The organism is Daejeonella sp., from assembly GCF_017495225.1.
Lineage (GTDB): Bacteria > Bacteroidota > Bacteroidia > Sphingobacteriales > Sphingobacteriaceae > Daejeonella.
In genome coordinates this window covers 1-22,757 of sequence record NZ_JAFEIG010000013.1, presented here as the reverse complement: position 1 = coordinate 22,757, position 22,757 = coordinate 1, and the positions used below count along the sequence as shown (strand labels likewise).

The window sequence follows — 22,757 nt, the reverse complement described above, 5'->3', positions numbered from 1 at the left end:
CTTATGAAAATAGCGGTTGTAGGTACGGGTTATGTTGGTTTAGTTACAGGAACTTGCCTAGCAGAAACGGGAAACACAGTAACCTGTGTCGACATAAATAAAGAAAAGGTTAAAATGATGCAGGCATTTAAACTGCCTATCTATGAACCGGGACTTGATTTATTGTTCCACAGAAATATTGAGCAGGGTAGGTTAATGTTTACTACCAAGCTTGCTGATGCTATTTCTGATGCCGAAATTATCTACCTCGCACTACCTACTCCCCCTGATGGAGATGGTGCAGCTGATCTTAGCTTTGTGCTAGGGGCGGCTAAAGACATTGCTAAAATTATTACAGATTATAAGGTTATCGTAACTAAATCAACAGTTCCTGTTGGTACCGCTGATAAAGTTATTAAGGTTTTTAAAGAACATACTTCTATAGAAGTTGATGTGGTTTCAAATCCTGAATTTTTACGTGAAGGGGTTGCTGTTGAGGACTTTATGAAGCCTGATAGGGTAGTGGTTGGGACTGAAAGTGTGAGGGCTCAAAAATTAATGGCCGAGTTATACGGTCCCTATGTGAGACAAGGGAATCCAATTATTTTCATGGATGCTCGTTCTTCTGAACTTACAAAATATGCCGCCAACTCTTTCCTTGCGACAAAAATTACCTTCATGAATGAAATTGCCAACTTATGTGAAATAGTTGGTGCCGATGTAGATGCCGTAAGAAAAGGTATCGGTTCGGATGACCGAATTGGTAAACGCTTTTTATTCCCAGGTGTTGGCTATGGTGGTAGCTGCTTCCCTAAAGATGTTCAAGCTTTGGCGCATTCAGCAAGAGAGAATAATTACGACTTTAAGATTCTTGAATCTGTGATGGATGTGAATGATGTTCAAAGGAAAAAACTCGTTGAAAAAATGCGTAAGTATTATAACGGGGATTTAAAGGGCAAGAAAATTGCTATCTGGGGACTTGCATTTAAGCCGGAAACAGATGATATCCGTGAAGCTCCAGCACTTTATATTATTGAAGAATTGCTTAAGGATGGTGCTATTATCAGTGCTTTTGATCCTGAAGCTATGAATAATGTGAAAAAAATTGTTGGCGATAAAATTCAGTTTGGCGATAATCAATATGATATTTTAAAGGATGCAGATGCTTTAGTTATTGTAACTGAATGGTCGGTATTTAGAACTCCTGATTTTGAAAAAGTAAGCTCAATGCTAAAAAGTAAGGTTATTTTTGATGGTCGTAATTTATACGATTTGCAAAAAATGATAGACCTTGGATATTATTACAACAGTATTGGCAGAAAAACCATAAGCATATGATCCCCAGAAAACGTATTTTAATTACAGGTGCAGCAGGTTTTCTAGGCTCACATTTATCCGACCGCTTTATCAAAGAAGGTTATCATGTGATTGGTATGGATAACCTCATAACAGGCGATCTTCGCAATATCGAGCACTTATTCCCGCTTGAAAATTTTGAATTCTATAATCATGACGTCTCCAAATTTGTTTACGTAGCAGGTGACTTAGATTATATCCTTCACTTCGCGTCGCCAGCAAGCCCAATTGATTATCTTAAAATTCCTATTCAAACCTTAAAAGTTGGTTCTTTAGGTATTCACAATTTGCTAGGCTTGGCACGATCAAAAAAATCACGATTGTTAATTGCTTCAACATCAGAAGTTTATGGTGATCCAACAGTAAATCCTCAACCTGAAGAGTATTGGGGAAATGTAAATCCTGTTGGACCAAGAGGGGTATATGATGAAGCAAAACGATTTCAAGAAGCCATGACAATGGCCTACCATACTTTTCATGGTTTGGAAACACGTATCGTCCGAATATTTAATACTTATGGTCCGCGAATGCGCCTAAATGACGGTCGTGTATTGCCTGCATTTATTGGTCAAGCGCTTAGAGGTGAGGATCTTACCGTTTTTGGAGATGGTTCTCAAACACGTTCATTTTGCTATGTTGACGATTTAGTTGAAGGCATTTACCGACTACTTTTATCAGATTATGCTTTACCAGTAAATATTGGTAACCCAGATGAAATTACCATCAAGCAATTTGGTGAAGAAATTATTAAATTGACTGGTACTAAACAAAAAATGGTATTCAATCCATTGCCAACCGACGATCCTAAGCAAAGAAGACCTGATATCACCAAAGCTAGAGAAATTCTGGGTTGGGAACCTAAAGTTGGTCGCGAAGAAGGTTTGAAAATTACTTACGAATATTTTAAATCACTGCCTGAGAAGGAGATTAAACATAAAGATTTTACTTACTATAATAATAAATAATGCCTGCAAGCAAGATTTTAGTTACTGGCGGTACCGGATACATCGGATCACATACCGTAGTTGAACTGATTAACGCTGGATATGAGCCAGTAATTGTTGATAATCTTTCAAACTCTAGTCCCCAAATAATCGATCAAATTTTTAAAATTACCGGCAAAAAACCCGAGTTCTTCAATTTTGATTTATGTGATGAGAATTTAACGACTGAGTTTTTGAACGCTCATCCAGATATTGAAGGAATTATTCATTTTGCTGCATTTAAAAGTGTTGGCGAATCTGAAAAAGAGCCTTTAAAATACTATAAAAACAATATTTATTCTCTTGTAAACCTGCTTTTAGCTTCCTCCAAAAAGAAGATGAATATGGTTTTTTCTTCTAGTTGTACCGTTTATGGGGAGCCTGATAGCTTACCTGTAAATGAGCTTGCACCGGTAAAAAAAGCCGAATCTACGTATGGGAATACCAAGCAAATTGCCGAAGAGATTTTAAGTGAGGCAGCTCGAGTAAATGAGAACTTAAAGGTGATAGCCTTGAGATACTTTAACCCAGTAGGCGCACATGCTTCTGCCTTAATTGGCGAGCTTCCTATTGGTGTTCCACAAAATCTTGTTCCTTTTATTACGCAGGCAGCTATCGGTAAAAGAGGAGATATTATTGTGTTTGGAGATGATTATGATACCAATGATGGTACTTGTATCCGCGATTATATTCATGTTGTGGATCTCGCCAAAGCACATGTTGCTGCCATTAAAAAGCTAGAGTCAAATCCAGATTCATTTGATATCTTTAATATCGGTACCGGTCGCGGGAATTCTGTCTTAGAAGTTATTCATGCTTTTGAAAAGGCTACGGGTGAGAAATTGAAGTACTCTATCGGGCCAAGAAGACCAGGCGATATTATTCAAATTTATGGTGACGTTACAAAAGCTGAGCGTGGTCTTTCTTGGAAAGCTGAACTTGGCTTACTTGAAATGATGAGCTCTGCATGGGAATGGGAGAAGTATATTAAACAAAATCCGCTTTAAAATTAAAAAATTGAGGATCTTAGAATCCTAGCATTATATTATATCTTAAAAATGAAGAAAATTTTAATTACCGGTGGAGCTGGTTTTATTGGTTCTCACGTGGTTAGACGCTTTGTAAACAACTATCCTCAATATCAAATTATCAATCTTGATAAATTAACGTATGCGGGTAATCTTTTAAACCTTAAGGATATAGAAGATAAACCCAATTATAAATTCATTAAGGGGGATATTGTTGATGCGGCCTTCATTGATAAATTATTTGCTGAAGAACAAATCGACTCTGTAATTCACCTTGCCGCCGAATCACATGTTGATAGGTCAATTAGTAATCCTACAGAATTTGTTATGACTAATGTTGTGGGGACTGTTAACTTATTAAATGCAGCTCGTCATCAATGGAAAGGCGATTATAGTAATCATCGTTTTTATCACGTTTCTACGGATGAAGTTTATGGTAGTCTGGGTGAAACTGGTTTGTTTACCGAAGAAACTGCCTATGATCCACATAGCCCTTATTCGGCATCTAAAGCAAGCTCTGATCATTTTGTAAGATCTTACCACGATACTTATGGTATTGATGCGGTGATCTCAAATTGCTCGAATAATTATGGCTCTTTTCATTTCCCAGAGAAATTAATACCCTTGTCGATAAATAATATCAAAAATAATTTGCCCATCCCAATCTATGGTAAGGGTGAAAATATTCGCGATTGGTTATGGGTAGAAGATCATGCACGTGCTATTGATGTGATTTATCATCAAGCTGCCTCTGGAAGTACTTATAACGTTGGGGGGCATAATGAGTGGACAAATATAGATTTGATTCGTTTGCTTTGTGAAATCATGGACCAAAAATTGGATCGTGAGCCAGGAACATCCGCTAAGCTCATTACATACGTAACTGACCGTGCTGGGCATGATTTGCGCTATGCAATTGATTCGTCTAAGCTTCAGAAAGATTTAGGATGGAAGCCTAGTTTGCAGTTTGAAGAAGGACTTGAAAAGACTGTAGAATGGTTTTTAAGCAATGAGGAATGGTTGCAAAGTGTTACCTCAGGCAATTATCAAACGTATTATAATGACCAATATGGTAAAAGATAGATTGAGATTTCAATCTATCTTTTAAAATTATTCATATCGTAGCGATTCTACTGGATCTAATTTGGAAGCTTTTACCGCTGGGTAAAGTCCCGAAATTAATCCTACTCCAATACATAGGCTTAATCCCAAAATTGTCCAGCCCCATGGCATAATAAATGATCCTCCCATAACCATGGAGAGAAGATTCCCAATTAAAATACCCAAAAATACACCAGTGATGCCTCCCATTAGGCAAATTACAATTGCTTCAATTAGAAATTGACGGCGAATTACCAAGGGCGTAGCGCCAATTGCCTTACGGATACCAATTTCTCTTGTACGCTCAGTTACCGATACAATCATAATATTCATCAAAGCAATTGCAGCCCCAATTAAGGTTATGGCGCCAATTACAATACCACCTATACGTACAAATTTTAGATTTTCGACCAATGTTTGAGCAATAGCATCACTTTTTGTGATCTCAAAATTATCCTCATCTGCAATTTTTAAATTTCTAAGATTTCTGAATAGGGCAGTTGCCTCTCCAATGGCATATTCCATTTGTGTAGGGTCATCACTCATCACCGAAATTGTATAAGATGGATTGCTGATGGTCATCACTTGCTTAGCGCGAAGTAATGGTATGATGCTTATTTTATCTCCTCCAAAGCCTACACTTGAGCCTTTAGCCTCTAAAACCCCTATGATTCTGAATTTATTATTCCCAAGACTAATCATTTTATTAATTGGGTCAATGTTTGGGAATAAACGGGTCCTAATTTCATCCCCAATAATTACAACACTAGTTCCGTATTCTAATTCAGACTGTGAAAAATTACGACCAGAGGCTATTTTATATCCCGCCGACATTAAATAGTTCTCATCCGCGCCAAGTACAGAAATATTAGGATTCGTTTTTTCATTCCCATATTTTGCTGTCCCGCCAAATGATGCAAATACATTTACAGAAATAGTTGCTGGAAAGTCGAAATTGCTTTTAAATGCAGTTGCTTGTCTATAATCAATTGGTTTATAGCGCTTTGGTCTTTGTCCGCTGCCTCCAATACGAATTCCAATACCCCGATTTCGGATTGTAAATGAATTAGCTCCCATGCTTGAGAAGGTATTATTAAGAGATCCTTCAATAGCATCTATAGATGTTAATATACCTACTAGTGCAGTTAAACCAATAGCTATAATAATTGCCGTTAAAAATGTTCGGAGCTTATTGCTCTTTACAGATTGCATAGCAACCTTAACATTCTCAGAATAACTCATTGTTCCCGCCATGGTATAAATATAAAAAGTCCTGCTGGTTTGACAGCAGGACTTAATGAAATGTTACAAAATATATTTTTAAACTGAGAAGGATGTTCCACAGCCACAGGTGCTGCTTGCATTCGGATTAGAAAATGTAAATCCACGTGCATTTAATCCATCCTGGAAATCAACCTCCATTCCTGCTAAATACAAACCATGTGCTTTATGCATAAATACGGTTATTCCATCAATTTTGTACTCTTGATCGCCTTCCTTCTTCTGATCGAAACCTAAAACATAATTCATTCCTGCACAACCACCTCCCTCAACACCAAGGCGTAGTCCATAATCCTGACCTAACTCTTGCTGCTGAATAAGTTTTATAATTTCTTTCTTAGCTCCATCTGTTAAAGAAACAGGCGCTGTTAGATTTGCAATTTCTGTACTCATATTTCTTTTTAAATCTTATTACAAATATACACGAAATTGCTCACTTTTGTTTTGTGTAAGATCAATTTGACTAATTGTTAACAATTGAAGAATTATGAATGAAGTGACTTTTTTGGCGGAGATAGTTAAGTACACTATTTCTGGTATTATGATATTTTTTGCGGCATGGTATTTTATAAAACCTATGTTGGTACAGAATTTGAATTTTCAAAGGGTAGAATTAAGAAAGGCAAGTATTCAACATACGCTTCCTTTAAGGCTTCAGGCATATGAGCGTTCAGTTTTATTTATCGAAAGGATAAATCCTTCTAACTTATTTATCCGATTACAAAGTCCCGGTATGACTGCCATTCAATTGCATCAACTAGTGCTTGCAGAAATTCGCGCGGAGTATCAGCATAATATATCCCAACAAATTTATGTAAGTGATGTGAGCTGGACGGTAGTGAAAAGAATTAAGGATGAAACCATCGGCATCGTTTCTAGTGCCTTAAATTCTTTACCTGCCGAAGCTAGCGCAATGGATCTTAGTAAATCAGTCTTGACGCATTTGGCAAATCTAGAAAGTGAAAACCCTTATGATCTTGCTCTTAGTTTAATAAAGAGAGATATCCAAAATTTATTTTAATGCTATGAGTGAGAAGAAAATCAAAACGAGCTCAGGAATTGAGATAAAAGAAGTTTATAATGAACTTAAAAGTTTAGAGCTACCAGGCGAATTTCCCTTTACCCGCGGAATTCAGAAAGATATGTATCGTGGTAAAATGTGGACAATGAGGCAATACGCTGGTTTTTCTACTGCTTTTGAATCCAATAAACGTTACCATTATTTACTTTCTCAAGGTACAACAGGACTCTCCGTTGCGTTTGATCTTCCTACACAAATTGGCTATGATTCAGATCATGAAATGTCGGATGGTGAAGTTGGTAAAGTTGGGGTAGCTATCGACTCACTAAGGGATATGGAGGTGCTTTTTGATGGTATTGACCTTCAAAAAGTATCAAGTTCTATGACAATTAATGCCACTGCACCTATTTTATTGGCTATGTATATTTGTCTGGCGAAAAAACAGGGCGCAGACTTAAAGCAGATCTCTGGAACCATTCAAAATGATATTTTAAAGGAGTATGCTGCTCGCGGGACCTATATTTATCCTCCTAAGGCTTCTATGCGACTTATTACGGATGTTTTCGAATATTGTAGTAAGGAGCTGCCAAAATGGAATACCATTTCTATTTCTGGTTACCATATTCGAGAGGCAGGTTCTACTGCTGTGCAGGAACTAGCTTTTACCCTAGCAAATGGAAAGGCCTATCTTGAAGCGGCTATCCAAAAGGGACTTGATATAAATGTATTTGCTAAGCGACTTTCTTTCTTTTTTAATTGTCATAACAACTTTTTTGAAGAGATTGCCAAATTTCGTGCTGCTAGAAGAATGTGGGCGCAAATCACAAAAAACTTGGGAGCTACAGATCTTGGAGCTCAAAAATTGCGCTTTCATACCCAAACAGGCGGATCTACATTAACTGCTCAACAGCCACTTAATAATGTGATAAGGGTTACTAATCAGGCTATGGCAGCGGTTTTGGGTGGCACTCAATCTTTGCATACCAATGGCTTTGATGAAGCTCTTTCATTGCCCACAGAGGCAGCAGCTAAGGTTGCTTTACGAACTCAGCAGATTATTGCCTTTGAAAGTGGCGTAGCCGATACCGTTGATCCATTGGCAGGATCTTATTTCGTGGAGTCTCTAACAGATGAAATTGAAAAAGCCGCATGGAAATACATAGAGATAATTGATGCTAAAGGTGGTTCTGTGGCTGCCATTGAGGAAGGTTATATTCAAAATGAAATCGCTAATTCAGCTTATCAATACCAAAAGGATATTGAAAGTGGAGATGCTGTTTTAGTCGGTGTAAATAAATATGTGGATGCAGAAGGATTAAAACCGGAGGTGTTCCGCGTTGACGATTCAATCCGAAAAGTACAAATCGACCAGATTATAAAGCTTAAAGCAGAAAGAAATGGCCTTGAAGTTGAAAAAGCCCTTGATGATCTTAAAAATGCAGTAAAGAATGGCTTAAATACTATGCCTTTTATTATAGCTGCAGTAGAATCCTACGCAACATTAGGCGAAATTGCTGATACTTTTAGAAAGGAATTTGGTGAGTATTAAATCGGCCTGATGCTGAATCTTACTAAAGCTTATCTTTCCTAATTGAATGACTTGTTATTCATATTTCAGCTTTTTCATCTTCATAAAGAATAAAATGAAGATGAAAATCTATAGTCTTTTTGGGATTTTATGTGGATAAAATTTTTTCAATTTGTTTTTTATTTCAAAGTAAGATGCAGTATTGACCCAATCATTGGAATAAAAATGTTTATAAATAATTAAAATGATCCAAATATATACTTAAAATTGCCTAAATTTTAACTAAAACTATCGAAAATATTTGCATTTATTTCGTATTAATTAAATGCCCAAAAAATAAGTTATTTAATTGATTATCAACGATTTAAAACTAATTTAAAATTATACTTTTTAATTCATTTTTTTTTCCGATTATTGAAGTCCCGAAGAGTTATCAACATTTCTTTCGGCACTGGTTGGAAATCAGATTATTAGTAAAATTATATGGAAAAAACTTCTACACATGTTTGGAATAATTGTCTTCAAATTATTAAGGATAACATCCCGGCTCAAAGTTTTAAGACTTGGTTCGAGCCAATAAAAGCCTTGAGACTTGAGGGTAATATTTTAACCATTCAGGTGCCGAGTTTATTCTTTTACGAATGGCTGGAAGAACACTATGTAGGTTTATTACGTAAGACTGTTAAAAAGCAACTGGGTGAAGAGGGTAGATTAGAATATAATATTGTAGTTGAAAAATCTTCTACAAGTATTCCCTACACTACTAATATGCCTTCCAATGGTAATGGTGCAGAAGGAAAGAACCAATCAATGCCAATGCCAATCTCTCTGAATAAGGATATTAAAAATCCATTTATTATTCCGGGATTGAAAAAATTGCAAGTTGATCCTCAATTAAATCAGAATTATACTTTTGAGAATTTTATTGAAGGAGATTGTAACAGACTAGCTCGTTCTGCAGGTTATGCGGTTGCTGGTAAACCAGGTGGGACTTCTTTTAACCCATTGATGATTTACGGTGCTGTTGGTCTTGGTAAAACTCACTTAGCTCAGGCAATCGGTAATGAAATTAAGCGTACACTACCCGACAAATTAGTGCTGTATGTTTCTTGTGAGAAGTTTACTCAGCAATTTGTAGACGCATTAAAGAATAATAATATCAATGATTTTGTGAATTTCTATCAAGCAATGGATGTGCTCATCATGGATGATGTTCATAATTTCGCTGGAAAAGAAAAAACACAAGATATTTTCTTCCATATTTTCAATCACCTTCATCAATCAGGTAAACAATTAATTATTACCTCTGATAAAGCACCAAAAGATCTTTCTGGATTAGAAGAACGTCTTCTTTCCCGTTTCAAATGGGGCTTGTCTGCTGATCTTCAGATTCCAGATCTCGAAACGAGAATGGCCATCTTAAATAAAAAGATGTATTCTGATGGTATTGAATTGCCTACCGAGGTAATTGAGTATGTTGCTCATAACATCGATAATAATGTTAGAGAACTTGAAGGTGCGATGGTTTCTCTTTTAGCTCAATCCACTCTTAATAAAAAGGAAATTGATCTCAATTTAGCCAAATCAATGCTTAAGAATTTCATTAAGAATTCAAGCAAAGAAATTTCAATGGAATATATTCAATCGCTAGTTTGCGAATATTTCGAAGTTCCAATCGATATGGTTAAATCCAAAACTAGAAAACGTGAAATTGTTCAGGCACGTCAAATTTCTATGTACTTAGCCAAGCTTCATACCAAAACTTCTCTTAAGTCGATAGGTGCATTCTTCGGTGGCCGCGATCACTCAACAGTGATTTATGCTTGTCAAACCGTAGATGATCTAATTGATACCGATAAGAAATTTAAAGCGTATGTTGCTGATATTCAGAAGAAATTGAAAATGAGCTAATTGAATAAGTCAATTAATCTAAATCATACTCTTTTAAGCACTTTAAGAATGCGTTTCAATATTGTTTCCTTGATTATCTATTTTCAAGAATAGATTTGGAATGCAATTATTTACCTTCTTTGAAGCTCTTTAAAAACAATTCCTCCTTGTGATTTATCCTGTAAAGCTTTAACTAAAACGCTCTACGTTTATTGATAATCTTTTGTTCAGGCAATTTAGATTCCAACAATTATATCTAACTCAACCGAAGCTTTCGAATTGCTTTTTGTTTATCTATATTATCAAAATTAATATTTAATTTGGTCGGTGTTGATATTGCTCAACTTGTATGGTTTTAATGATCACTTTCGATTGAAAGCAATATATATTGCATGTATTTACAGCATTTAATTTATTAAGCATAAGTATCAAATGAAAAAAAACTATCTCTTAATGCTCGGCATATTGCTCAGTACATGGGCAAGTGCACAAACATCAAATCTTGAAAAGGAAGCTATAAAAAAAGTGGTTAATACCGTATTTGAAGGAATGAGAACATCTGATTCAGCAATGGTTAACAGTGTATTTGCACCTAATGCTGTTCTGCAAACTATTCTACCTGCTAAAGACGGGCTATCGGCTACGGTTAGCGCTAATCGTATAGAGCCTTGGCTTAAGGCTATTGCCCAGCCTAAAGCTGCAGACAAGATATGGAATGAAGTGATGGATTTCGATCAGATTTTAATCGATGGGAACCTAGCTCAAGTTTGGGGTAGATATATCTTCCAAATCGGAAATAATTTTTCGCACTGTGGAACAGACAATATAACCCTAGTAAAATACGCTGAAGGCTGGAAGATTGTTTATTTAATTGATACTTCAAAGAAGGAAGGTTGCCAATAATCCAATTGTAATTTCATTTTAACAATCAGCTTAGATTTATTTTATAGATTTTTTGCTTAGCAGAAACAGTAAAAAATTATTGGAATTATTTCAAATTTCCAATTACTAAAATAGCCTTGGATTTAAATCCAAGGCTATTAAATATCTATTAAACATTAAAGAATGTTACTGATTTACAAAGATTATAGATCTTTGTTCAGTGAAAGTTCACAAGCATAAAAATATTACCAGCTACCGCTAGAACCACCGCCGCCAAAACTTCCACCACCAAATCCACCAAAGCCGCCGCCACCGCCGCCAAATCCACCACCGCCACCGGTAAACCCGCCAAATCCACCACTATTCCCACGCCCAATCTGTGAACCCATTAATAACCACCAAAACGGACTTGCGCTGCCTCTGCCACCAATAACTTCACTTCCACCACCGCCACCTTTTTTGATAGCAATGAGAATAATAATAATCATAATAATGATAAAGCCAATGCCAATTCCACCTTCCTTGCGACCTTTTTTAGGTTCGTCATTTTTGTATTCTCCTTTAGTATATGAGATTATTGCATTCGTGCCTTCATCAAGTCCGGCAAAGTAATCGCCAGCTTTGAAGTTTGGCTTAATTTCTCTTTCAATAATTCTTTTTGTAATTGCATCAGGTAAAGCCCCCTCAACGCCATATCCTGTCTGAATGGTAACTTTTCTATCGCCAAGCGACACCAGAACCAAGACCCCATTATTATTTTTAGCTCCTCCAATACCCCACAACTCTGCAAGTCTAACACCATAATCAGCTACATCATAACCCTCTAGCGACTTAATTAAGACTACGGCAATTTGTGTGCTAGTAGAATCATCAAAAGCAACAAGCTTTTGCTCTAATTGCTCTATCTGCTGTACTGAAAGTGTTTGTGTATAGTCGTTAACCAATCGATTTGGCTTTTCAGGGAAAGTCTGTGCAAACAATACAGCACTGAATAACAGAAATACAATCGTAGGAAAAATATGTTTAAATCTCATTTGAAGCTTTATTGTCTTTGTAAATCTCATTATTTACCATCCATGAAAGAGATCTCATTTGGCAATTCATTAACATCACCATCAAGATATGGAAAATAGGTTTTTAACTGATCACCAGCCATTTTTATTCCCGCGATTATGCCTGCTGTTAAATCGCCTTCCTTAAAGTATGCAAGCATAGTATCTTTGGTACTGTCCCAAAAATCATGCGGGACTAACTTATTTATTCCTGCATCCCCAATGATGGCAAATTGATGGTCCTCGGTGGCTATATAAATCAAAACACCATTTCTTTGTGCAGTTTTATCCATGCCCAATTTCTTGAAATAGTTTGCTGCACGATCCAAAACTGGCTCGCTACAGGTTTTTTCAACACAAATACGGATCTCACCCGAGGTGTACCTTTCTGCTGATTCAACAGCATTGCTGATAAGCTCTTGCTCTTTTTCGCTAAATATTGACATGGCTAAAATTTAAATCGCCGGAATAAATCCCGGCGATTTTTTAATGAAATATGTATTAAATGCTCTTAAAACTCAACTTTTGGGGCTTTGTTAGCTCCAGCTTCAGCTTGGAAATAACCTTTAGTCTTAAATCCAAACATTCCTGCTGTTAAATTATTAGGGAATGTTCTAATTGTTGAGTTGTATTCTTGTGTTACAGTGTTAAACTTTTGACGTTCAACGGTAATTCTATTTTCAGATCCCTCAAGTTGTGCTTGAAGCTCCAAGAAATTTTGATTTGCCTTTAGTTCAGGATAAGCTTCAACGGTTGCTAATAAACGACCTAGCGACTGACTTAAAGCACCTTGCGCTGCTTGAAATTGAGCAATCGACTCAGGTGTTAGTTTTGTGGGATCAACATTTACCGAAGTAGCTTTAGCACGCGCCTCAATAACCTGCGTTAATGTTTCTTTTTCGAAATTTGCTGCTCCTTTAACAGAATTTACAAGATTCGGAATTAGATCCGCTCTTCTTTGATAAACGTTCTCTACCTGAGCCCATTGTGAAGTAACTTGCTCATCTAATTTTACCATGGAGTTATATCCGCATGAGCTAAATGAAAGCACAGCGAAAAATCCAATGAAATACAATACTATTCTTTTCATGATTGATTAATTTTCTCTATTATATAAATTTACGGTATAGGATTCAATTTTCATACCTTTGTTACAAATCCAGGATAATACCTGGCAGAAATATGATAAAAGAAATTGAAATTGTTCTAATCCCTGAACATGCTGCCGATGAAAAAATCATTCATCAAAATGCATGTAATGCCTTAAATATAAGTCCCGAGCGTGTTAAATCCGTTCAAATCCTCAAACGTTCCATCGATGCTCGCGGTCGTAAAGTTGTATACCGCTTAAAGATAAATGTTTTTATTGACGAAGTAGCTGAACCTGAAATAATTGCAGTTTTAGATCAAAATGTCAGCGACAAAAAGCCGGTTTTGATAATTGGAGCCGGACCCGCGGGTATGTTTGCTGCTTTGAAATGTATTGAACTCGGACTTAAACCAATCGTAATTGAGAGAGGTAAAGACGTGAAGCAAAGAAGGAGAGATCTAGCTTTAATAAATAAGGAAGGAATTATCAACAATGATTCTAATTATTGTTTTGGCGAAGGCGGAGCTGGGACTTACTCGGATGGTAAACTATATACTCGTTCAAATAAGCGTGGCGATATTCAATATGTTTTAAAAACATTCGTCGCTCATGGCGCCACAACAGACATATTAATAGATGCACGTCCACATATTGGTACCAACAAGCTTCCCGGAATAATTACCTCTATCCGAGAAAAAATACTTAATGATGGTGCTGAGATCCATTTTGATTGCCGTGTTAGCGATTTAATTATTTCAAATAATAAATTAAAAGGTGTAATCGCTGGCGATAAACAGTTTGAAGCCCAAGGCCTAATTCTTGCTACAGGGCATTCAGCTAGAGATATTTATTATCTGCTAGAAAGACATAATGTTCTAATAGAGGCAAAACCTTTTGCGCTTGGGGTCAGGATTGAACATCCTCAAGAAATTATTGACCAAGCACAGTACCATTGTACTGATCGCGGACCCTATCTTCCTCCTTCTTATTATAGTTTGGTTGAGCAGGTAGATAATAGGGGAGTGTTTTCATTTTGTATGTGCCCCGGCGGAATTATAGCACCATGTTCTACAGATCAAAATGAGATTGTAGTTAATGGATGGTCGCCCTCCAAGCGAAATAATCCATTCGCCAATTCTGGAACTGTTGTACAAGTTAATCTTGAAGATGTTCCAGGTAGTGAGAACGACCCTTTTAAAATGCTAAATTTTCAATCTCAGGTCGAAAAACTTGCTTTTGAAGTCGGTGGTGGCAATTTGGTGGCTCCTGCACAACGTATGGTAGATTTTGTTAATAACCGATTTTCTTCAGATCTGCCCAAAAATTCGTATATTCCAGGTGCAAAATCTACTGATCTAACATCTGTATTACCTGATTTTATCTATAAAAGACTCCAAAAAGCCTTGCCTGCATTTGGTAAAAAGATGAATGGATATTTTACCAATGAGGCAATATTAGTAGGTGTAGAGTCAAGAACATCCTCGCCATTAAGAATTCCTAGAGATAAAGAAAGCTTAGAACATCCGCAAATTTCAGGGCTTTTCCCTTGCGGGGAAGGGGCTGGCTATGCAGGAGGAATCGTTTCTGCAGCTATTGATGGCATGAATTGCGCGGAAGCGGTATTTAAAAAAATAAATTAAAACCTATGAAAAAAACATTAATCCTTGGCGCAAGCAAAAATCCAGAACGATATTCGAATATTGCAGCCTATAAATTAGTTTCTCATGGTCATCCTATAGTGAATGTGGGATTAAAATCAGGCGAAGTTGCCGGAGTAGCAATCGAATTGCCTGAAATTATACATGATGATATTGATACCATAACTCTTTATTTAGGTCCAGCTAACCAGATTCCTTTTTACGAATATATTCTTAATTCAAAGCCTAATAGAATTATTTTCAACCCAGGCACCGAAAATGTAGAACTTGAAAATTTAGCCGAAGAGCATGGAATTGAAACTACAGAGGCTTGTACCTTAGTGCTTTTATCTACTGGTCAGTATTAAATAACATTCGGGTTGGTAATTCGAATCTCTTTTGGGAAATAATTGTTTATTCGATTATCTAAAATTTTTGCCCAGCCTAGTGGATAGCTCTCAAAACACATTAATGCCCATCCTCTATGCTCCGATTCTATTTTTAACTCCTCCCTTTTGAGATAAGATATAGATTGATCACGATTTAAGTTAATTCGGTATGTATTTACATTGTTTACAAGACTTACCGCCAATTCATGATTTGGAACTAGGTCCTTGCCCATTACTTTCCCAATTCGAATACCTGATTTTTTAAGGTATAACCTAGATTGTAAGTATTGTAAGTCGGCCTCCAATTTTGCAGGTATTGCAAAAAACTCCTCATTTATATTAACTTTTCGCAAATCTGGCGATTCATTAAGCCATTTATTGAGAATTTCATTGCTTTTTGTATTTACTCCGTTTTCTTTTGCTCTTCTTATTTGTGGGATAGCACTAACTGATTTCTTTTTAAATGCGGCAATAAAAAAACCTTCTCCTTTTACCTTGTGGGGATAGAATCTGTAGCCATAGCTTTTATGTTGATCAGATTGTGTTTCCACGATACCCCACGAGTCTTCGATTGGTATTCTTACGTTTTCCAATTCAAATGTTTCACAAAGCCAGTCCGAAATATCTTCATTCTCCTGCTTGGAATAGGAGCAAGTGGAATATATTAGGATGCCATTTTGCTTCAATGAATCCATAATGTCGGCTAGTATTCGTTGTTGCCTCTGGCTACACAATAAAACAGCTGCTTCCGACCATTCATCAATGGCTGCAGGATCTTTCCGAAACATTCCAGATCCAGAACAAGGGGCGTCAACCACAATAGCATCAAAATAACCCTCTAGTCTTTTAAAGTCTTTCGGGTCATTATTACTCACAAATGTATTCTCGGGCCCCCATTTATTTAAATTGTCGCATAAAACTGGGACACGCGTTTTGATTATTTCATTGGCAAGTAGTAAGCTATCTTTAGTTAACAAGGAGCTTATTAAAGTACTCTTTCCGCCTGGCGCAGCACATAAATCAAGAACCTTTATGTTTTCATTTAAGTCTAAGGTGTTTTTTAGCACCTGTTCTAAAAACATCGAGGAAGCTTCTTGTACATAATAACATCCTGCATGAAATAAAGGATCTGCAGTAAAAGAAGGTCTTTCTGTAAGATATCTACCGTTATTACACCAAGGCATTTTTTCTGCTTCACTAAACGCATTTATAGGCTTTAATGGGTTTAATCGGATAGAAGTTAGCTGATCTCCATTAGTATGAGTTTCAATAAATGCTTGGTCTTCAATATGATATTCTTCAATTAAAGAACGAATAAGTGCTGGAGGAAGTTTGCTTGCCATAATTAAGATCAAAAATACAGGAATATTAACATATCCCTTTATAATTCCTTGCCAAATAAAATTTATTGATTCTTTATCAGGCAGTTAGGTTAATGTTGTGAATAAAAGTGATTATTTATTGTGTTGGGTGAAATAATTTGGTATCTTTGCAACCCCGCAAGGAAGAGATGTGGGGATTGTTATTTGAGGTATTTGGTTTTTGAAAAGGTTGAAGAGGGTTTAAGAGTCTTCGAATAAAAAAAATCAAATAAATTTTGCAGGAGTGGAAAATGTTTCTACCTTTGCAGTCCCAAACAAAACGGGATATTAAAAACAAGCGAGAAGCGCGATGCTTTGAGCGAATAAAAGATGAAAGATTTACGACCAGGAGACTGGTAGCAAATATAAGCTGTACCGTGAGGGAAAGCGCAACGTTCTTTAAAGAGATATCAATTGAAGTATAATGAGTAAGAGATACTTGTTATTTTGAAGTTAGAAACGATAATAGATATAATTAATACTAGTTCTATTTGAGATATAATAGGGCTAGGACAAACCAACATTTTACAATGGAGAGTTTGATCCTGGCTCAGGATGAACGCTAGCGGCAGGCCTAATACATGCAAGTCGAACGATACCAGAGAGCTTGCTTTCTGGGAAAGTGGCGCACGGGTGCGTAACGCGTATGCAACCTACCTTAATCAGGGGGATAGCCTCTCGAAAGAGAGATTAACACCGCATAACATTATTTTACGGCATCGTAGAATAATCAAATATTTATAGGATTAAGATGGGCATGCGTGACATTAGTTTGTTGGTGAGGTAACGGCTCACCAAGACTACGATGTCTAGGGGATCTGAGAGGATGACCCCCCACACTGGTACTGAGACACGGACCAGACTCCTACGGGAGGCAGCAGTAAGGAATATTGGTCAATGGAGGCAACTCTGAACCAGCCATGCCGCGTGCAGGAAGACGGCCCTACGGGTTGTAAACTGCTTTTATACGGGAATAAACCTCGCTACGTGTAGTGAGCTGAATGTACTGTAAGAATAAGGATCGGCTAACTCCGTGCCAGCAGCCGCGGTAATACGGAGGATCCAAGCGTTATCCGGATTTATTGGGTTTAAAGGGTGCGTAGGCGGCCTATTAAGTCAGGGGTGAAAGACGGTGGCTCAACCATCGCAGTGCCCTTGATACTGATGGGCTTGATTACACTTGAGGTAGGCGGAATGTGACAAGTAGCGGTGAAATGCATAGATATGTCACAGAACACCAATTGCGAAGGCAGCTTACTAAGGTGTTAATGACGCTGAGGCACGAAAGCGTGGGGATCAAACAGGATTAGATACCCTGGTAGTCCACGCCCTAAACGATGAATACTCGATGTTAGCGATATACAGTTAGCGTCAAAGCGAAAGCGTTAAGTATTCCACCTGGGGAGTACGCCCGCAAGGGTGAAACTCAAAGGAATTGACGGGGGCCCGCACAAGCGGAGGAGCATGTGGTTTAATTCGATGATACGCGAGGAACCTTACCCGGGCTTGAAAGTTACTGAAGTATCCAGAGATGGATGCGTCCGCAAGGACAGGAAACTAGGTGCTGCATGGCTGTCGTCAGCTCGTGCCGTGAGGTGTTGGGTTAAGTCCCGCAACGAGCGCAACCCCTATGTTTAGTTGCCAGCATGTAATGGTGGGGACTCTAAACAGACTGCCTGTGCAAACAGAGAGGAAGGAGGGGACGACGTCAAGTCATCATGGCCCTTACGTCCGGGGCTACACACGTGCTACAATGGGCAGTACAGAGGGCAGCTACCTGGTAACAGGATGCCAATCTCAAAAAGCTGTTCACAGTTCGGATAGAGGTCTGCAACTCGACCTCTTGAAGTTGGATTCGCTAGTAATCGCATATCAGCAATGATGCGGTGAATACGTTCCCGGGCCTTGTACACACCGCCCGTCAAGCCATGAAAGTTTGGGGTACCTGAAGTACGTAACCGCAAGGAGCGTCCTAGGGTAAAACAGATAATTAGGGCTAAGTCGTAACAAGGTAGCCGTACCGGAAGGTGCGGCTGGAATACCTCCTTTCTAGAGCGTTTTTAACTGCGCTCGTTATACTTCATTGATTTTCTTTAATAAAAAAACAAAAGATAACCCAAAAGATGAGCCTTATAGTGCTCCAATTTGAGACGGGATTGATACGGTGGGTTTAGCGATGTGTGATATCTCACTACTCAATACTCACTACTCAATACTCTTTTATAGAGTCCCGTAGCTCAGCCTGGTTAGAGCACTACACTGATAATGTAGGGGTCAGCAGTTCAAATCTGCTCGGGACTACTTGTTAGTACATAGTACTTAGTACATAGTATTTAGACTTCCACAAAGAAGTCGATTTGAATACTACCTACTAAATACTACCTACTAATTACTAAATACTCACTTTCGGGGGATTAGCTCAGCTGGCTAGAGCACCTGCCTTGCACGCAGGGGGTCAACGGTTCGAATCCGTTATTCTCCACAAAAAAAATGAATTGCGCGATGCAATTTGAATTGACATACAGAAACAAGACATTGGAAATTGACCGCAGGGGTCTTTTAATCGGTTCGAGTCCGAGATTATCCACTAGTTTAGACTAGAGATGTTAGATATGAGATATTAGATATGAGATATGAGAGAAGCGCAAGTGAATCTCATGTTCAAATCACACATCTCAGATCACAGATCTTACATCTAGACAAACGTTCTTTGACATATTGGAAAAAAGTAATTGAAAGAGAAGACAACAGTAGGTTAGATCTGAGCAATTAGATAAGAGATTGAAGATACATGGCGCAAGTCTAGCATCTCAAATCTCAAATCTCAATACTCATTTCGACCAAAAAAGCATTCTAACTGAGCAAAAGGCAGTTAGAAGAAGAAAGTAAGAAAGGGCACACGGGGGATGCCTAGGCTCTCAGAGGCGATGAAGGACGTGATAAGCTGCGATAAGCTTCGGGTATTAGCAAATATGATTTGATCCGAAGATTTCCGAATGGGGAAACCTAACTAGTTGAAGACTAGTTGCAAGAATGCGCAAACCCGCTGAACTGAAACATCTAAGTAAGCGGAGGAAGAGAAAACAATAGTGATTTCCTAAGTAGTGGCGAGCGAAAGGGAAACAGCCCAAACCAGCTATGTTACGGCATAACTGGGGTTGTAGGACTACGACGTGGTATATTAAAGTGAAGTGGAATGGCTTGGGAAAGTCAATCATAGAGGGTGAGAATCCCGTACACGTAAGCGATAATAACCTAGTAGGATCCTGAGTACCGCGAGGTCGGAGACGCCTTGTGGGAATCTACCGGCACCATCCGGTAAGGCTAAATACTCCTGAGAGACCGATAGTGAACTAGTACCGTGAGGGAAAGGTGAAAAGAACCGCGAATAGCGGAGTGAAATAGAACCTGAAACCGTGTGCTTACAAGCGGTCGGAGCAGACTTGTTCTGTGACGGCGTGCCTTTTGCATAATGAGCCTACGAGTTACTCCTCTCTGGCAAGGTTAAGTGATTAAGTCACGAAGCCGAAGCGAAAGCGAGTCTGAATAGGGCGTATAGTCAGAGGGGGTAGACGCGAAACCTTGTGATCTACCCATGAGCAGGTTGAAGGTGCGGTAACACGTACTGGAGGACCGAACCGATAAACGTTGAAAAGTTTCCGGATGACTTGTGGGTAGGGGTGAAAGGCTAATCAAACTGGGAAATAGCTCGTACTCCCCGAAATGTTTTTAGGAACAGCGTCGGCATTAAGTTTCATAGAGGTAGAGCTACTAATTGGGTGCGGGGGAGTCAAATCCTACCAAATCCAGATAAACTCCGAATGCTAATGAAATATGGCCGGCAGTGAGGCGCGGGGTGCTAAGGTCACGCGCCGAGAGGGAAAGAACCCAGACCATCAGCTAAGGTCCCCAAGTGTATACTAAGTTGAACTAACGAGGTCCGATTGCACAGACAGCTAGGATGTTGGCTTGGAAGCAGCCATTCATTTAAAGAGTGCGTAACAGCTCACTAGTCGAGCGATCGGGCATGGATAATAAACGGGCATTAAGTATATCACCGAAGCTATGGATGTGTATTTATACACGTGGTAGGGGAGCATTCTAATTGCAGTGAAGCTATACGCGTTAGCGGTGGTGGAGCGATTAGAAAAGCAAATGTAGGCATAAGTAACGATAAGGCGGGAGAGAAACCCGCCCACCGAAAGACTAAGGTTTCCTGATCAACGCTAATCGGATCAGGGTTAGTCGGGGCCTAAGGTGTACCCGAAGGGGGAAGCCGATGGACAATGGGTTAATATTCCCATACTTTTTATAACTGCGATGTGGTGACGGAGTAGTGACACTGCCGCGATCTGACGGAATAGATCGTTAAAAGGCGTAGGTATTGGACTGGTAGGCAAATCCGCCGGTCTAGCTGAAACCCAATAGTACTGCAAACCTTCGGGGGCGTAGATAGAGCAGGTAAACAGACTTCCAAGAAAACCCGCTAAGCTTCAGGTTATAAAAACCCGTACCGTAAACCGACACAGGTAGTCGAGGAGAGAATCCTAAGGTGCTCGAGTGAATCATGGCTAAGGAACTCGGCAAAATGGCCCTGTAACTTCGGGAGAAGGGGCGCTGGTAGCAATATCAGCCGCAGTGAAAAGGCCCAGGCGACTGTTTAACAAAAACACATGGCTTTGCAAAATCGAAAGATGAAGTATAAGGCCTGACACCTGCCCGGTGCTGGAAGGTTAAGAGGGGATGTTAGGAGCAATCCGAAGCATTGAATTGAAGCCCCAGTAAACGGCGGCCGTAACTATAACGGTCCTAAGGTAGCGAAATTCCTTGTCGGGTAAGTTCCGACCTGCACGAATGGTGTAACGATCTGGGCGCTGTCTCAGCCATGAGCTCGGTGAAATTGTGGTATCGGTGAAGACGCCGGTTACCCGCAACGGGACGGAAAGACCCCATGCACCTTCACTACAACTTAACATTGATATTGGATACAGGATGTGTAGGATAGGTGGGAGTTATTGAAGCGGCTTCGCCAGGAGTCGTGGAAACAACCTTGAAATACCACCCTTTCTGTATACGGTGTCTAATCCCGCAAAGCGGGAGACATTGTTTGGTGGGTAGTTTGACTGGGGTGGTCGCCTCCAAAAGAGTAACGGAGGCTTTCAAAGGTAAGCTCAGTACGCTTGGTAACCGTACGCGGAGTGCAATAGCATAAGCTTGCTTGACAGTGAGACAGACAAGTCGATCTGGGTCGAAAGACGGATATAGTGATCCGGCGGTTCTGCATGGAAGGGCCGTCGCTCAAAGGATAAAAGGTACGCTGGGGATAACAGGCTGATCTCCCCCAAGAGCTCATATCGACGGGGAGGTTTGGCACCTCGATGTCGGCTCGTCACATCCTGGGGCTGGAGAAGGTCCCAAGGGTTCGGCTGTTCGCCGATTAAAGTGGCACGCGAGCTGGGTTCAGAACGTCGCGAGACAGTTCGGTCCCTATCTGTTGTGGGCGTTGGAAGTTTGAGTGGGGCTGTCCTTAGTACGAGAGGACCGGGATGGACAAACCGCTAGTGAATCTGTTATGGCGCCAGCTGTACTGCAGAGTAGCTACGTTTGGAATAGATAAGCGCTGAAAGCATCTAAGTGCGAAACTAGCCACAAGATGAGACTTCCATTGAGGGCCGTAGAAGACTACTACGTTGATAGGTTACAGGTGTAAAGGTGGTGACATCATAGCCGAGTAATACTAATTACCCGAAGCTTTCTTCGCACAGGGTTTCCTTGTGCAAGGCAGATAGACTACGCAAGTAGCTACAATATTGTTGTTTTCTTATTCAAGTACTTTTTTCCCTTATGTTAAGATATTTATTTAGTACTTAGTACTGAGTATTTAGTATAGAGATATAAAATCGAGCTAAATACTAGGAGGTTTATTTATGAGTTAGTCTATCTAACTACTATGTACTCCCTACTAACTACTAATAAGATATTTAGGTGCCTATATCGGCGGTGTCCACCTCTTCCCATTCCGAACAGAGAAGTTAAGCCCGCCAGAGCCAATGGTACTGCCGTAAAAGGTGGGAGAGTAGGTCGGTGCCAAATTTTATACAAAGCCACGCTTTGTTAAACAAAACCCTCACAGCTAAAACTGATGAGGGTTTTTTGTTTGTAACATCTTCTATGTAAAA

General features: G+C 39.1%; 16 protein-coding genes, 2 tRNA genes and 3 rRNA genes. 15 read left to right on the top strand and 6 right to left on the bottom strand.

Going from position 1 to position 22,757, the window contains the following annotated elements; translation table 11 throughout:
* Positions 1–3: 3 nt before the first annotated feature.
* The 4 genes from QZ136_RS04905 to rfbB are packed head-to-tail and all read left to right on the top strand — an operon-like array spanning position 4 to position 4,429.
* Positions 4–1,317 carry a UDP-glucose/GDP-mannose dehydrogenase family protein gene (locus QZ136_RS04905; RefSeq protein ID WP_291400965.1) on the top strand — a complete coding sequence of 438 codons (1,314 nt, stop codon included), beginning with the start codon at positions 4–6 and terminating at the stop codon, positions 1,315–1,317.
* On the top strand, positions 1,317–2,300 hold the full coding sequence (locus tag QZ136_RS04900; protein WP_291401060.1) for a UDP-glucuronic acid decarboxylase family protein: 984 nt from the start codon (positions 1,317–1,319) through the stop codon (positions 2,298–2,300). Before QZ136_RS04905 ends, QZ136_RS04900 begins: the two co-directional genes overlap by 1 nt.
* Complete coding sequence (galE, locus tag QZ136_RS04895) at positions 2,300–3,325, top strand: UDP-glucose 4-epimerase GalE (protein ID WP_291400962.1); 1,026 nt, start codon at positions 2,300–2,302, stop codon at positions 3,323–3,325. Before QZ136_RS04900 ends, galE begins: the two co-directional genes overlap by 1 nt.
* 51 nt (positions 3,326–3,376) lie before the next feature.
* The gene (gene rfbB, locus QZ136_RS04890) at positions 3,377–4,429 is read left to right on the top strand and encodes a dTDP-glucose 4,6-dehydratase (RefSeq protein WP_291400960.1); all 1,053 of its coding nucleotides are present in this window, start codon (positions 3,377–3,379) and stop codon (positions 4,427–4,429) included.
* A gap of 27 nt (positions 4,430–4,456) precedes the next feature.
* Here rfbB and QZ136_RS04885 read toward each other — a convergent pair whose 3' ends face one another.
* Positions 4,457–5,689, bottom strand: coding sequence for an ABC transporter permease (locus QZ136_RS04885; RefSeq protein ID WP_291400958.1), 1,233 nt, complete (start codon positions 5,687–5,689; stop codon positions 4,457–4,459).
* A 78-nt stretch (positions 5,690–5,767) separates the two neighbouring features.
* Positions 5,768–6,121 (bottom strand): iron-sulfur cluster assembly accessory protein, encoded by a 354-nt coding sequence (locus QZ136_RS04880; protein ID WP_291400956.1) that lies wholly within the window; start codon positions 6,119–6,121, stop codon positions 5,768–5,770.
* 94 nt (positions 6,122–6,215) lie between these two features.
* Between QZ136_RS04880 and QZ136_RS04875 the strand changes: the two genes are divergently transcribed.
* The 4 genes from QZ136_RS04875 (at position 6,216) to QZ136_RS04860 (ending at position 11,070) form a co-directional block, all read left to right on the top strand.
* Positions 6,216–6,749 carry a hypothetical protein gene (locus tag QZ136_RS04875; protein ID WP_291400954.1) on the top strand — a complete coding sequence of 178 codons (534 nt, stop codon included), beginning with the start codon at positions 6,216–6,218 and terminating at the stop codon, positions 6,747–6,749.
* 4 nt (positions 6,750–6,753) lie between these two features.
* On the top strand, positions 6,754–8,298 hold the full coding sequence (locus QZ136_RS04870; protein ID WP_291400952.1) for a methylmalonyl-CoA mutase family protein: 1,545 nt from the start codon (positions 6,754–6,756) through the stop codon (positions 8,296–8,298).
* Between the two features lie 462 nt (positions 8,299–8,760).
* Positions 8,761–10,188 (top strand): chromosomal replication initiator protein DnaA, encoded by a 1,428-nt coding sequence (gene dnaA / locus QZ136_RS04865; protein WP_291400950.1) that lies wholly within the window; start codon positions 8,761–8,763, stop codon positions 10,186–10,188.
* A gap of 411 nt (positions 10,189–10,599) precedes the next feature.
* Positions 10,600–11,070, top strand: a complete 471-nt coding sequence (locus tag QZ136_RS04860; protein WP_291400948.1) for a nuclear transport factor 2 family protein — start codon at positions 10,600–10,602, stop codon at positions 11,068–11,070.
* 224 nt (positions 11,071–11,294) lie between these two features.
* Here QZ136_RS04860 and QZ136_RS04855 read toward each other — a convergent pair whose 3' ends face one another.
* From QZ136_RS04855 to QZ136_RS04845, 3 genes are all read right to left on the bottom strand, one after another.
* Complete coding sequence (locus QZ136_RS04855; RefSeq protein WP_291400946.1) at positions 11,295–12,083, bottom strand: TPM domain-containing protein; 789 nt, start codon at positions 12,081–12,083, stop codon at positions 11,295–11,297.
* Positions 12,084–12,112: 29 nt separating this feature from the next.
* Complete coding sequence (locus QZ136_RS04850; RefSeq protein ID WP_291400938.1) at positions 12,113–12,547, bottom strand: TPM domain-containing protein; 435 nt, start codon at positions 12,545–12,547, stop codon at positions 12,113–12,115.
* Between the two features lie 65 nt (positions 12,548–12,612).
* On the bottom strand, positions 12,613–13,191 hold the full coding sequence (locus tag QZ136_RS04845) for a LemA family protein (RefSeq protein WP_291400936.1): 579 nt from the start codon (positions 13,189–13,191) through the stop codon (positions 12,613–12,615).
* A 92-nt stretch (positions 13,192–13,283) separates the two neighbouring features.
* Here QZ136_RS04845 and QZ136_RS04840 point away from each other — a divergent pair, with 92 nt between their 5' ends.
* Both QZ136_RS04840 and QZ136_RS04835 read left to right on the top strand, forming a co-directional pair.
* Complete coding sequence (locus QZ136_RS04840; RefSeq protein ID WP_291400934.1) at positions 13,284–14,831, top strand: FAD-dependent protein; 1,548 nt, start codon at positions 13,284–13,286, stop codon at positions 14,829–14,831.
* Positions 14,832–14,836: 5 nt separating this feature from the next.
* Entirely contained in the window at positions 14,837–15,196 is a 360-nt protein-coding gene (locus QZ136_RS04835) for a CoA-binding protein (protein WP_291400932.1), read from the top strand.
* On the opposite strand, the gene QZ136_RS04830 is transcribed toward QZ136_RS04835, so the two are convergent.
* Positions 15,193–16,560: an RNA methyltransferase gene (locus QZ136_RS04830; RefSeq protein WP_291400930.1), complete on the bottom strand. Its 1,368-nt coding sequence runs from the start codon at positions 16,558–16,560 to the stop codon at positions 15,193–15,195. The two genes, QZ136_RS04835 and QZ136_RS04830, sit on opposite strands and share 4 nt — an antisense overlap.
* Positions 16,561–17,105: 545 nt before the next feature.
* On the opposite strand from QZ136_RS04830, the gene QZ136_RS04825 reads away from it, so the two are divergent.
* The 5 genes from QZ136_RS04825 (at position 17,106) to rrf (ending at position 22,671) form a co-directional block, all read left to right on the top strand.
* Positions 17,106–18,627: ribosomal RNA gene (locus QZ136_RS04825) — 16S ribosomal RNA — on the top strand.
* 177 nt (positions 18,628–18,804) lie between these two features.
* Positions 18,805–18,879 (top strand) — tRNA-Ile (locus tag QZ136_RS04820).
* Positions 18,880–18,986: 107 nt separating this feature from the next.
* Positions 18,987–19,060 (top strand) — tRNA-Ala (locus QZ136_RS04815).
* 396 nt (positions 19,061–19,456) lie between these two features.
* Positions 19,457–22,339, top strand: a 23S ribosomal RNA gene (locus QZ136_RS04810).
* A 220-nt stretch (positions 22,340–22,559) separates the two neighbouring features.
* Positions 22,560–22,671: ribosomal RNA gene (rrf, locus tag QZ136_RS04805) — 5S ribosomal RNA — on the top strand.
* The 16S, 23S and 5S rRNA genes sit together here with 2 tRNA genes alongside, the layout of an rRNA operon.
* Positions 22,672–22,757: the final 86 nt, after the last annotated feature.

Bases quoted from the DNA above. Each gene is read 5' to 3' on its own strand.
- QZ136_RS04905 (WP_291400965.1), top strand. From the start codon at position 4: ATGAAAATAGCGGTTGTAGGTACGGGTTATGTTGGTTTAGTTACAGGA.
- galE (WP_291400962.1), top strand. From the start codon at position 2,300: ATGCCTGCAAGCAAGATTTTAGTTACTGGCGGTACCGGATACATCGGA.
- rfbB (WP_291400960.1), top strand. From the start codon at position 3,377: ATGAAGAAAATTTTAATTACCGGTGGAGCTGGTTTTATTGGTTCTCAC.
- QZ136_RS04885 (WP_291400958.1), bottom strand. From the start codon at position 5,689: ATGAGTTATTCTGAGAATGTTAAGGTTGCTATGCAATCTGTAAAGAGC.
- QZ136_RS04880 (WP_291400956.1), bottom strand. From the start codon at position 6,121: ATGAGTACAGAAATTGCAAATCTAACAGCGCCTGTTTCTTTAACAGAT.
- QZ136_RS04875 (WP_291400954.1), top strand. From the start codon at position 6,216: ATGAATGAAGTGACTTTTTTGGCGGAGATAGTTAAGTACACTATTTCT.
- QZ136_RS04870 (WP_291400952.1), top strand. From the start codon at position 6,754: ATGAGTGAGAAGAAAATCAAAACGAGCTCAGGAATTGAGATAAAAGAA.
- dnaA (WP_291400950.1), top strand. From the start codon at position 8,761: ATGGAAAAAACTTCTACACATGTTTGGAATAATTGTCTTCAAATTATT.
- QZ136_RS04860 (WP_291400948.1), top strand. From the start codon at position 10,600: ATGAAAAAAAACTATCTCTTAATGCTCGGCATATTGCTCAGTACATGG.
- QZ136_RS04855 (WP_291400946.1), bottom strand. From the start codon at position 12,083: ATGAGATTTAAACATATTTTTCCTACGATTGTATTTCTGTTATTCAGT.
- QZ136_RS04850 (WP_291400938.1), bottom strand. From the start codon at position 12,547: ATGTCAATATTTAGCGAAAAAGAGCAAGAGCTTATCAGCAATGCTGTT.
- QZ136_RS04845 (WP_291400936.1), bottom strand. From the start codon at position 13,191: ATGAAAAGAATAGTATTGTATTTCATTGGATTTTTCGCTGTGCTTTCA.
- QZ136_RS04840 (WP_291400934.1), top strand. From the start codon at position 13,284: ATGATAAAAGAAATTGAAATTGTTCTAATCCCTGAACATGCTGCCGAT.
- QZ136_RS04835 (WP_291400932.1), top strand. From the start codon at position 14,837: ATGAAAAAAACATTAATCCTTGGCGCAAGCAAAAATCCAGAACGATAT.
- QZ136_RS04830 (WP_291400930.1), bottom strand. From the start codon at position 16,560: ATGGCAAGCAAACTTCCTCCAGCACTTATTCGTTCTTTAATTGAAGAA.